Annotated in this window: 11 protein-coding genes; 10 read left to right on the top strand and 1 reads right to left on the bottom strand. The window is 64.4% G+C overall.

What is annotated here, in order from left to right; all coding sequences use genetic code 11:
- From H6B31_RS15155 to H6B31_RS15175, 5 genes are all read left to right on the top strand, one after another.
- Window positions 1-267 (top strand): thiamine phosphate synthase (locus tag H6B31_RS15155; RefSeq protein ID WP_204899268.1); only part of this gene is annotated, 267 nt, incomplete at its 5' end.
- On the top strand, window positions 264-917 hold the full coding sequence (locus H6B31_RS15160) for an HAD family hydrolase (RefSeq protein ID WP_204899269.1): 654 nt from the start codon (window positions 264-266) through the stop codon (window positions 915-917). The genes H6B31_RS15155 and H6B31_RS15160, both read left to right, overlap by 4 nt.
- Window positions 918-1,838: 921 nt before the next feature.
- Window positions 1,839-2,639 (top strand): bifunctional hydroxymethylpyrimidine kinase/phosphomethylpyrimidine kinase, encoded by an 801-nt coding sequence (gene thiD, locus H6B31_RS15165; protein ID WP_204899270.1) that lies wholly within the window; start codon window positions 1,839-1,841, stop codon window positions 2,637-2,639.
- Window positions 2,632-3,234, top strand: coding sequence for an energy-coupled thiamine transporter ThiT (locus tag H6B31_RS15170; protein ID WP_204899271.1), 603 nt, complete (start codon window positions 2,632-2,634; stop codon window positions 3,232-3,234). Before thiD ends, H6B31_RS15170 begins: the two co-directional genes overlap by 8 nt.
- Before the next feature lies 1 nt (window position 3,235).
- Window positions 3,236-3,904, top strand: coding sequence for a TenA family protein (locus tag H6B31_RS15175; protein WP_204899272.1), 669 nt, complete (start codon window positions 3,236-3,238; stop codon window positions 3,902-3,904).
- Between the two features lie 43 nt (window positions 3,905-3,947).
- Here the strand turns inward: H6B31_RS15175 and H6B31_RS15180 are convergent, their stop codons facing one another.
- A complete protein-coding gene (locus H6B31_RS15180) occupies window positions 3,948-4,235 on the bottom strand; it encodes a DUF1905 domain-containing protein (protein ID WP_204899273.1) in 288 nt (95 codons plus the stop codon).
- A gap of 112 nt (window positions 4,236-4,347) precedes the next feature.
- Here H6B31_RS15180 and H6B31_RS15185 point away from each other — a divergent pair, with 112 nt between their 5' ends.
- The 5 genes from H6B31_RS15185 (at window position 4,348) to H6B31_RS15205 (ending at window position 10,549) form a co-directional block, all read left to right on the top strand.
- Window positions 4,348-5,730 (top strand): aldehyde dehydrogenase, encoded by a 1,383-nt coding sequence (locus tag H6B31_RS15185; RefSeq protein ID WP_204899274.1) that lies wholly within the window; start codon window positions 4,348-4,350, stop codon window positions 5,728-5,730.
- Window positions 5,731-5,982: 252 nt separating this feature from the next.
- Complete coding sequence (gene larE / locus H6B31_RS15190; RefSeq protein ID WP_204899275.1) at window positions 5,983-6,735, top strand: ATP-dependent sacrificial sulfur transferase LarE; 753 nt, start codon at window positions 5,983-5,985, stop codon at window positions 6,733-6,735.
- 85 nt (window positions 6,736-6,820) lie between these two features.
- Window positions 6,821-7,582 (top strand): nickel pincer cofactor biosynthesis protein LarB, encoded by a 762-nt coding sequence (gene larB / locus H6B31_RS15195; RefSeq protein WP_204899276.1) that lies wholly within the window; start codon window positions 6,821-6,823, stop codon window positions 7,580-7,582.
- Between the two features lie 16 nt (window positions 7,583-7,598).
- On the top strand, window positions 7,599-8,915 hold the full coding sequence (gene larC, locus H6B31_RS15200; RefSeq protein ID WP_346014098.1) for a nickel pincer cofactor biosynthesis protein LarC: 1,317 nt from the start codon (window positions 7,599-7,601) through the stop codon (window positions 8,913-8,915).
- 17 nt (window positions 8,916-8,932) lie between these two features.
- Window positions 8,933-10,549 (top strand): ABC transporter substrate-binding protein, encoded by a 1,617-nt coding sequence (locus tag H6B31_RS15205; RefSeq protein WP_204899278.1) that lies wholly within the window; start codon window positions 8,933-8,935, stop codon window positions 10,547-10,549.
- The last annotated feature ends 507 nt before the right edge of the window (window positions 10,550-11,056 follow it).

Genomic DNA, 11,056 nt, shown 5'->3' on the forward strand with positions numbered 1-11,056 from the left:
GCTGACTATCTGGGGGTGGGGGCGGTGTTCCCCACCGGCACCAAGGACGACGCGGACGCGGTGAGCTATGACACTCTGAAGGCCATCTGTGAGGCCGTGGACATCCCGGTGGTGGCCATCGGAGGCATCGGGGCCCACAACGTCCAGGCCCTGGCGGGCAGCGGCATCTGCGGTATCGCAGTGGTCTCCGCCATCTACGGCCAGCCGGACATTCAGCAGGCCGCTCACACCCTTCTCCTCAAGACCCAGGAGATGATCTCCAAATGAAGCTGACAGGCGCAATTTTCGATCTGGACGGCACCTTGACCGACTCCATGTACATCTGGAACGAGGCCCCCAAGGCCCTGGTCCGACAGTTTGGCGGAGAGCCGCCGGAGGACCTGGCCGAGGACATCAAGGAGATGGGCCGCCGGGAGGCCTCCGAGTACATGGTGGCCCGGTTCTCCCTCCCCTGCACCCCGGAGCAGGTGATGGACGGGGTGAACGACCTGGTGACGGACGAGTACCGGGACAAGGTCCCCATGAAGCCGGGGGCGGACATACTGCTGGAGCGGCTGGCCGCCCTGGGGGTCCCCTGCGGCATCGCCACCGCCAGCGAGGCCTTCCAGGCCCGGGACGCCATGGTCCGCCTGGGGCTGTGGAAGCACTTTCTGTTCGCCTTCAGCTCCCTCCAGTACGGCTCCAAGAGCAGACCGGACGTGTATTTTGCCGCCGCACGGAGCCTGGGCTCCGCCCCGGAACACACCATCGTCTTTGAGGACGCCCTCCACGCCGCCCGGACCGCCAAGGAGGCGGGGTTCCTGGTGGCCGGGGTGTATGACCCCTCGGCGGAGGGGGATCAGGAGGCTCTGCGGGAGATCTGCGACTGGTATCTGCCCAGGCTGGATGATCTGGGGTTTTTAGCGTTGTTGAAATAATGCCTCGCGGAATAAGGATTTCGCCGCTGCCCTGTCTTCCGGGCCCAAGTAGGTAGGTGGGAAATCGACGGGCGGCCCAGTGTGCCGCCCCTACGGCTTTACGTGGGACTCGTCCGAAGCCTGGCGGGCGGATCACGGACCCGCCCCTACGGCAAACACAGAAGCTATCCCCCATTTCGTAGGACCGGTCCCAGACCGGCCCGCGATGACAGACCAGCTGTCACCTGTTCGGCCAAGTCAGGCGCAGAAGTGGAACCGCACCAGCGGCAATTTTTGCAGACCCAGGGCCCAGTGGCCCGGATGTAATCGTAAAAAGCCACTCAGATTTTGCGCGCCGGAAATATTGTAAAACCTAATAGGTATGCGTCCCCCGTAATGGGGGCCCGGGGGAAAGGCGACTATGAGCACAAAGTGCTCATCTGGAGCCGTCCCCCGGCGATCCTTTGGTTTCTTTCCCATCGCTGGGAAAGAAACTCGCCCCGCAGGGCGAAACCCTCTCCGCATCTCTAGAAAGAAACCGGAAAGAAGCGGCGGGGCAGGCCCCGCCCTGCCGGATTTGTCCAAACAAAGCGGAGCAAATATCGTCCCCTCATCCGTCTGGCCTGACGGCCAGCCACCTTCCCCCCAAGGGGAAGGCTTTGGGGAGGATTGCCCCCTTATCTGCCTCGCATGCGCTCGGCACCTTCCCTCCATGGGGAAGGCTTAAGAAAATCCCCTGCGAAAACAGCCCCCAGTTAAGAGAGGCATTCACCCAATCAAGCACACAGTATGCTCAAACCAAAGAGAGGCGAAACGAAGTTTCGCACAAAGTTCTTTTGCCTACTTTTCTTTCAAGAAAAGTAGGAGCGGCAGCTTGGGGGCACCACCTGCTGTCGCGGTACAAAACTTCAATGCATTTGAAATTCAGAAAGGAGTTTTCCCATGAAAACAGCATTGACGATCGCTGGAAGCGACTCCAGCGGAGGCGCCGGAATCCAGGCCGACATCAAGACCATGACCGCCAACGGCGTATACGCCATGAGCGCGGTCACCGCCCTGACGGCCCAGAACACCACCGGCGTCTACGGCATCCTCGAGTCCACCCCGGAATTTCTGGCCAGCCAGCTGGACTGCATTTTCACCGACATCTTCCCCGACGCGGTCAAGACCGGGATGGTCTCCTCCACCGGCCTCATTGAGGTCATCGCGGACAAGCTGAAGCAGTACAAGGCCAAAAACATCGTGGTGGACCCGGTAATGGTGGCCACCAGCGGCTCCCGCCTCATCTCCCAGGAGGCGGTGGACGCCCTGAAGGAGCTGCTGCTCCCCCTGGCCACCGTCCTCACCCCCAACATCCCCGAGGCGGAGGTCCTCTCCGGCCTGACCATCTCCGGCCCCGCCGACATGGAGAAGGCCGCCCAGGCCATCGGGGAGACCTACGGCTGCGCCGTCCTGTGCAAAGGGGGCCACGACCTGAACGACGCCAACGACCTTCTGTGGCGGGACGGGACCTGCAAGTGGTTCCACGGCCGCAGGATCGACAACCCCAACACCCACGGCACCGGGTGCACCCTCTCCTCCGCCATCGCCTCCAACCTGGCCAAGGGCTATGACCTGGACACCGCGGTGGAGCGGGCCAAGGCCTATCTGTCCGGAGCCCTGGCGGCCATGCTGGACCTGGGGACGGGACAGGGCCCCATGGATCATCTCTTTGACCTGAAGGGGGAGTACGTCCGTGACTGAGCTCATCGCCGGCATTTTTACCGTCGCCGTCCTCGGGACCACCATCTGGCTGTGCCGGGGGCTGCGTCTCACCTCCCGGGACATCTGTCTGGCCGGTCTCATGTCCGCCGCTACCCTGGTGCTGCGCTGCTTTCTCATCACCCTCCCCAACGGGAGTCACATCAGCCTGGGGGCCATGCTCCCCATTTTGCTGCTCTCCCTGATCCACCGGCCCCAGGTGGCCTTCTGCGCGGGCTGGGTCACCGGGGTGCTGGCCATGCTCCTGCTGCCGGAGTGGCAGCCGGTCCACTGGGCTCAGCCCTTTGTGGAACAGCTCATCTGTTTCTCCGCCCTGGGCTACGCCGGCATCTTCGGCACCGACCGCCGGTGGAAGATCGTGGCGGGCACCGCTCTGGCCGTGGTCCTGAGCGTCACCAGCCACATCATGGCCGGGGCCGTCTTCTTCGCCCAGTACGCCTGGGACGGCTACGGCCCCTGGGCCTACAGCATTCTCGCCAACCTCTCCGGCCACGGAACCGAGGGGCTGGCCACCATCATCATCGTCTCGCTCCTCCCCATCTCCCGGCTGCGCCGGACCGTGAAAGCAGGTGTCTGATATGTCATTTACCAAGCGTCTCGTGGAAGACAGCCTCCCCATTTGGCAGGACTGTCTGAACAGTGAATTCCTCCAGCGCATGGCGGACGGCTCCCTGGACCCGGAGTGCCTCAAGGGGTACATCGTGGAAGACAGCCTCTACCTCCGGGAGTACGCCAAGGTGTTCGCCTGGGGCATGACCAAGGCGGAGGACATGGACGCCATCCGCAGCTACTACTCCCTCCTCTCCTTTGTCAACGAGGGGGAGGGTGCCACCCGCCTTCACTACCTCCGGTACTTCGGCCTCTCCGATGGGGACATTCAGCACCTCCCTCTCCGCCCGGAAAATCAGGCCTACACCGACTGCATGATCCAGGCCGCCCGGGATGGGGAGGGCACCCCCGAATGCATGATGGCCTGCCTCCCCTGTATGCTCAGCTACGCCTGGATCTTCCAGCGCCTGCTCCAGCAGGCCCCCGGACTGAAGGACTCCCTCTTCTGGCCTCTGGTCCGGGACTACGCCAGCCCGGACTATGAGGCCGCCTGTGAAACCTGGTGCCGCTTCACCGACCGGGTCTGCCGGGACCTGAGCCCCGAGCGCCAGCAGGCGTGCCTGGAGATCTTCCGGGCCTGCTCCCTCCATGAGCTCCACTTCTGGGAGATGAGCGCCAAGCCCCGCACGGACCTGTAAATGTAAAGCCCGCCGCTGAGACTGTTCAGCGGCGGGCTGTTATTTATTCCTCCAGAGCCTCCAGGGTGACGGTCACGGTGTCCCCGGGCTGTTTGCCCAGCCGCTCCCGGATGTCCTTCCGCACCCCCAGAATGGGGCAGGGCGTCCCATCCTCCCGGAACACCCCCATATAGACCAGGCTGCCCCGGTAGGGGACCCCGTCAAAGTCGGCCTGCACCCGCACCCGGCCCCGGCCGAACTCCTGCCGCAGGTCATAGGGGAAGCGCACGTAGGCCCCGCCCCGCGCCGGCACCGCTTCCAGCACCGCCTCAAAACAATACCGCCTGCTCATCCTTTTCCCTCCCGTCTTTCTCCTATTATACCGCAGTTTCGGCGGAATTTTTCTTGACCTTTTGCTTCATTTGGGGCAAGATAGATGGGAAACTGTTAGAGGGAGGCGCGCCATGCCCACCGAACAAGCGATTCAGGCCCTGCTGGAACAGCAGAGAGCCCACTTTTTCTCCGGCCGGACCCTCCCGGTCCAGGCCCGCATCCAGGCCCTGGGCCGGCTGGAAAAGGCCATCCTGGACCACGAGGAGGACCTGTACCGGGCCCTCCAGGCGGATTTGGGCAAGTCCCGGATGGAGGCGTTTCTGTGTGAGATCAGCCTCACCCTGTCCGAGCTGCGCTATGTGCGCAGGCATGTGAAGGGCTGGAGCCGCCGGCGGCCGGTCCTCCCCTCCCTGGCCCAGTTCCCCGGCCGGTGCTCCGTTCTGCCTGAGCCATACGGGGTGGTACTCATCCTCTCCCCCTGGAACTACCCCGTCCTCCTCACCCTGGAGCCCCTCATCGGGGCCTTGGCGGCGGGGAACTGCGCGGTGGTAAAACCCTCCGCCTACTCCCCCCATACCTCCGCTGTGCTGGCCGCCCTCATCGGGGAGGCCCTCCCCCCGGAGCACGCCGCCGTGGTGGAGGGCGGGCGGCAGGAGAACCAGTGCCTGCTGGAGCAGTCCTTCGACTACATCTTCTTCACCGGCAGCGTAACCGTGGGCCGGGAGGTGATGACCAAGGCGACCGCCCACCTCACCCCCGTCACCCTGGAGCTGGGAGGCAAGAGCCCCTGCATTGTGGACGGGACCGCCGACCTGACCGTGGCCGCCCGGCGGATCGCCTTTGGGAAATTCCTCAACTGCGGCCAGACCTGCGTGGCTCCGGACTATGTGCTGGTATCCCAGTCTGTAAAGGAAAAGTTCTTGTCGGAAATCAGCCGTGAAATTGGCCGCATGTACGGCCCGGACCCCCTGCAAAATCCGGGCTATGGAAAGATCATAAACCAAAAACACTTTACACGTCTGGCCTCCCTCCTGGACCGGGAGAAGGTGGTCGTGGGGGGCGGCTGTGACCCGGAGCGGCTGCGCATCGCCCCCACGGTGCTGGACGGGGTGACCCCTGAGGACCCGGTCATGCAGGAGGAGATTTTCGGGCCCATCCTGCCGGTGCTCACGGTGGACTCCCTGGACCAAGCCATCGCCTTTGTTCGCGCCCGGCCCAGGCCCCTGGCCCTGTACCTGTTTACCTCAGACCGCACTGCCGAGCGCCGTGTCTTCCGGGAGCTCTCCTTCGGGGGCGGGTGCGTCAACGACACCATCCTCCACCTGGCCTCCTCCCGCCTGCCCTTCGGCGGGGTGGGGAACAGCGGCATGGGGGCCTACCACGGAAAGCGGAGCTTCCTCACCTTCAGCCATGAAAAGGGAGTTTTGAAAACTTCCACCCGGCTGGACATGCCCCTGCGGTATCCCCCGTATACACCTCAGAAAGAGCGGTGGGCCCGGCGGATGCTAAAATAATTTTGAGGCAAAAGAGAAAAATTTTCCCGTTCCCCCCTTGACTTGGAGTATACTCCAGATGTTACACTAAGACTGTCCCAGGGAGTTCACACAATTCCGGCACGAAACCGGACCGTCCGGCCAAGCCGGAGTTCCGCTCCCTGTACCTTTCGTTTTTTGCTTTTCCTGTTACTTGGTGTCACGAAGGCGCCTGCTTTTTCCCGCCGAAGCTGGGGAAAACAGGTGTCTTTTTTTGTGAAAGGAGCTTTTTACTTGACCTTAGAGGAATTTTTTCTTCAGGTACCCCGCGCCGCCGTGGCTTTCTCCGGCGGGACCGACTCGGCCTTCCTGCTGTGGGCGGCCAAGAAGTGCGGCTGCGACGTGCGGGCCTACTATGTGAAAACCGCCTTCCAGCCCCAGTTCGAGCTGGAGGACGCCCACAGCCTGGTCTCGGAGCTGAAAGTTCCCATGACGGTGGTGGAGGCGGACATTCTGGCCGTCCCGGAGGCGGCGGCCAACGGCCCCCAGCGGTGCTACCACTGCAAGACCGCCCTGTTCTCCCAACTGTGGGCAGCCGCCCGGGACGACGGATACACGGTGCTTCTGGACGGCACCAACGCCTCGGACAACGCGGGGGACCGGCCCGGCATGCGGGCCCTCCGGGAGCTGGAGGTTCGCTCCCCCCTGCGGGAGTGCGGCCTGACCAAGGAGGAGGTGCGCCGCCGCTCCAGGGAGGCAGGGCTGTTCACCTGGGACAAGCCCGCCTACGCCTGTCTGGCCACCCGCATCCCCATCGGCACCCCCATTACGAAAGGGGACCTGGACCGGGTGGAGCGGGCGGAGTGCGCACTGGAAGCCTTGGGGTTCCGGGACTTCCGGGTACGTCTCTTCCACGGGGCGGCCCGGCTCCAGGTGACGGGGGAGCAGCTGCCCCTGGTTTTGGAACAGCGTGAGGCAGTCTCCGCCGCCCTTGGGGCCGCGTTTGATGGGATACTTTTGGACTTGAAGCCCCGCAGCATCGAATAAGGGCGCGTCCTCATACGGCGGGGGCGAGCCCCCGCCCTACCGCGCACTACCCCATGTGCGCCGTCAGTCAATGGAGGTTTTCAACATGGATAATAAACACGACATTCTCGCCCTTTTGAGGGGGGTGGCCTCCGGCGAGACCACCCCGGAGGACGCCCTTCTGAAGTTAAAAGAGGCCCCCTTTGAGGACTTGGGCTACGCCAAGGTGGACTTCCACCGCTCCGTCCGCCAGGGGGCGGCCGAGGTGATCTACGGGGCGGGCAAGACCCCGGAGCAGATCTCCGGGATCGCCCGGACCATGGGGGAGCGGGGCTGCCGGAACATTCTGGTGACCCGTATTTCCCAGGAAACGGCGGACTTGGTGAGTCAGTCGGTCCCCCTGGACTACTACCCGGAGGCCCGGCTGGGCCTGGCCTACCCCGGAGAACAGAAGCGGCTGGGGAACATCGTGGTGGCCACCGGGGGCACCAGCGACATGCCGGTGGCCGAGGAGGCCGCCCTCACCGCCGAGGCTATGGGAAATCAGGTCACCCGCCTATATGACGTAGGGGTGGCCGGACTCCACCGGCTGCTGGCCAACCTGGACACCCTCATGTCCGCCCGGTGCGTGGTCGCCGTGGCGGGGATGGAGGGGGCCCTGGCCTCGGTCATCGGCGGGCTGGTGGACTGCCCCGTCATCGCGGTGCCCACCAGCGTGGGCTATGGGGCCAGCTTCGGCGGACTGTCCGCCCTCTTGAGCATGCTCAACTCCTGCGCCTCCGGGTGCAGCGTGGTCAACATCGACAACGGCTTCGGCGCGGGGTACCTGGCCAGCCGCATCAATCAAATGGAAGGTCTGGTGGAATAAAATGAAAACGCTTTACTTGGAATGCAATATGGGGGCCGCCGGGGACATGCTCATGGCCGCCCTGTATGAACTGCTGGAGGACAAGCAGGGGTTCCTGGACACTATGAACAGCCTGGGGCTCCCCGGGGTGCGCCTGGAGGCACAGGCGGCCTCCACCTGCGGCATCGCGGGCACCCACATGGCAGTGACGGTGGACGGCCAGGAGGAGGTGGAGCCCCCCGCCCCGGAGGCCGCCGGCCTGGCCCATCTCCACCGCCACGGGGAAGAGCATCACCACCACGACCACGAACACGAGCACGATCATGGGCATGAGCACGGCCACAGCCACGACCATAACCATGACCACGGGGAGGAGCACCACCATCATCACCACCACGCCACCCCGGGCCACATCGGAGCCGTCATCGACCGCCTCCCCCTGCCCCAGGAGGTAAAAGCCCACGCCAGAGGGGTGTACGATGCCATCGCCCAGGCGGAGGCCAAGGCCCATGGCTGCCCCGTGGGGGACGTGCACTTCCACGAGGTGGGGGCCCTGGACGCGGTGGCCGACGTGGTGGGGGTGTGCTACGCCCTGTACCTGCTCCAGCCCGACCAGATCCTGGCCTCCCCCGTCCATGTGGGCAGCGGCACGGTGCGGTGCGCCCACGGGGTCATGCCCGTCCCCGCTCCCGCCACCGCCAACCTCCTCTCCGGGGTGCCTATCTACGGCGGGACGGTCCGGGGGGAGCTGTGCACTCCCACCGGGGCCGCTCTGCTCACCCACTTCGCCCAGTCCTTCGGCCCCATGCCGGTGATGTCCACCCAGGCCGTGGGCGTGGGCATCGGGACCAAGCAGTTTGAACAGGCCAACTGCGTCCGGGCCTTCCTGGGAGAGACCGCGGAGGGAGCCAGCGGGGAGATTCTGGAGCTGGTATGCAACATCGACGACATGACCCCCGAAGCCCTGGCCTTCGCCTGCTCCCGCCTGCTGGAACAGGGGGCTCTGGACGTGTACGTCACCCCCGGCACCATGAAGAAGGGCCGCCCCGGCCACGTGCTCACCGTTCTGTGTGCCCCCGAGCGGGAGGGGGACATGGCCCGGCACATCCTCACTGAGACCACCACCAACGGTTTACGGGTGCGCCGCTGCGGCAAGTATTTTTTGACGCCGGGAGTGGGCCAGGTCCAGACCCAGTGGGGTCCGGTGCGCCTGAAGCTGGCCCAGGGCTACGGCGTCACTCACACAAAACCGGAGTTTGAGGACGCGGCCGCCCTGGCCCGGGAGCACGGAGTCCCCTATCAGGCGGTCCTTCAGGAGGCTCTGGGGCAGCTGAACGGCTCGGAATCCAAGTGAGGAGGGCGCCAAATTCCATGGGAACGAAACGAATCCTCTCCCTGCTCCTGTCCGCCGCTTTGCTGATGGGTATTCTGGCCGGCTGCGGTGGAAATGCCGCCGCCGGCTCCTCCCCCTCCGGCCCCGCCCAGGGGACGGACACAGTAGTGGTAGCCATGGACCCCAACTCTGAGCCCGCCTCCGGCTTTGATCCCGCCTTCGGCTGGGGGGCCGGGGAGCACGTCCACGAGCCCCTCATCCAGTCCACCCTCACGGTCACCAATACGGACCTGACCATCGGCTATGACCTGGCTACCGGATACACCGTCAGCGAGGACGGCCTCACCTGGACGGTGACCATCCGGGACGACGTGTCCTTCACCGATGGGAAGCCCCTGACGGCGGAGGATGTGGCCTTTACTTACAACACGGTGAAAACCTCCAGCTCAGTGAACGACTTCACCATGCTGGACTATGCGGAAGCCGCGGATGAGACCACCGTGGTCTTTCACATGACCCGCCCCTTCTCCATCTGGCCCTACACCATGGCCATCGTGGGCATCCTGCCGGAGCACGCCTATGATTCGGCCACCTACGGTTCCAACCCCATCGGCTCGGGCCGCTACACCCTGGTCCAGTGGGACCGGGGCCAGCAGGTGATTTTGGAGGCCAACCCGGACTACTACGGGGAAGCCCCAAAAATGCGCCGGGTGGTCATCCTCTTTATGGAGGAGGATGCCGCCTTCCTGGCCGCCCAGGCGGGGCAGGTGGACGTGGCCTACACCTCGGCCACCTACTCCGACCAAAGCATCGGCGGCTACACTCTGGCCGCCTACGACAGTGTGGACAACCGGGGGTTCAACCTCCCCGCCGTCCCCGCCGGGACGGACAGCCAGGGCCGGACCGTGGGCAATGACTTCACCTCCGACGTGCGGGTCCGCCGGGCCATCAATATGGGGGTGGACCGCCAGGAGATGATCGACCACGTGTTAAACGGCTACGGCTCCCCCGCCTACAGCGTGTGCGACGGCCTGCCCTGGTACAACGAGGCCTCAGAAGTGGCCTATGACCCCGACGGGGCCGCTGCCCTGCTGGAGGAGGCGGGCTGGCTCCTGTCCGACGACGGCTACCGCTACAAGGACGGGGTGCGGGCTCAGCTGAATCTGCTCTACTCCACAGGAGATTCTGTGCGCCAGGCCCTGTGCGCCGACTTCGCCAACCAGATGGAGGAGCTGGGCATCGCCTGCACCCTGGAGGGGGTGGGCTGGGACACCGCCTATGACCGGGCCCTGTCCCAGCCCCTCATCTGGGGCTGGGGGGCCCACACCCCCATGGAGCTCTACAACCTCTATCACACCATCGGGGATACCGGCTCCGCCCAGTACACCCCCTACTCCAACCCCACGGTGGATTCCTACATGGACGCTGCCCTGGCCAGCACCGATCTGGAGGAGTCCTATGAGCTCTGGCAGCTCGCCCAGTGGGACGGCGCCACCGGCGTCACCCAGGAGGGGGACGTGCCCTGGGTGTGGCTGGTGAATGTGGACCACCTCTACTGGGTGCGGGATGGGCTTCGGATCGCAGAGCAGAAAATTCATCCCCATGGGCATGGGTGGTCTATTGTCAACAACGTAGATCAATGGAGTTGGACTTGATCGGACTGTGCGCGGGAGGTTTCGCCGCCTGCGGGCGGCGAGCTTCTTTCTGGATGCCCAGAAAGAAGCCAAAGAGGCACCAGGGGGGGAGCTCAGGATGAGCGCTTCGCGCTCATATTCGCTCACCCCCTGGACCCCATTACGGGGGACGCGTACCTGTTGAATTTTGCAGAATTTCCGGCGCGCAAAATCTGAGTGACACTCTAAATTCCCGCCGGGCCACTGGGCCCTGGGTTTGCAAAAATTGCATTCGGTGCGGTCCCAACTCTGCGCCTGGCTTTGCCGAGCAGGTGATAGTTGGTCTATTATCGGCGGGCCGGCCAGTGTCCGGCCCCTACGAAAAAGAAGGGCCCGCTTCCAGATCTGCTGTAGGGGCGGCACACTGGGCCGCCCGCCGTCCCCCGGCGATTCTTTGGTGACTTTCTCATCGTGCCGATTTACAATGCAAGTGCAACAGTAAATAAAAAGAGTGACTCAAAGAGGAAAAGCCAGTAAAATGGTAGTTGC

Origin of the sequence: Pseudoflavonifractor capillosus, from assembly GCF_016899775.1 — a bacterium.
Lineage (GTDB): Bacteria > Bacillota > Clostridia > Oscillospirales > Oscillospiraceae > Lawsonibacter.

Bases quoted from the DNA above. Each gene is read 5' to 3' on its own strand.
- H6B31_RS15160 (WP_204899269.1), top strand. From the start codon at position 264: ATGAAGCTGACAGGCGCAATTTTCGATCTGGACGGCACCTTGACCGAC.
- thiD (WP_204899270.1), top strand. From the start codon at position 1,839: ATGAAAACAGCATTGACGATCGCTGGAAGCGACTCCAGCGGAGGCGCC.
- H6B31_RS15175 (WP_204899272.1), top strand. From the start codon at position 3,236: ATGTCATTTACCAAGCGTCTCGTGGAAGACAGCCTCCCCATTTGGCAG.
- H6B31_RS15180 (WP_204899273.1), bottom strand. From the start codon at position 4,235: ATGAGCAGGCGGTATTGTTTTGAGGCGGTGCTGGAAGCGGTGCCGGCG.
- H6B31_RS15185 (WP_204899274.1), top strand. From the start codon at position 4,348: ATGCCCACCGAACAAGCGATTCAGGCCCTGCTGGAACAGCAGAGAGCC.
- larB (WP_204899276.1), top strand. From the start codon at position 6,821: ATGGATAATAAACACGACATTCTCGCCCTTTTGAGGGGGGTGGCCTCC.
- H6B31_RS15205 (WP_204899278.1), top strand. From the start codon at position 8,933: ATGGGAACGAAACGAATCCTCTCCCTGCTCCTGTCCGCCGCTTTGCTG.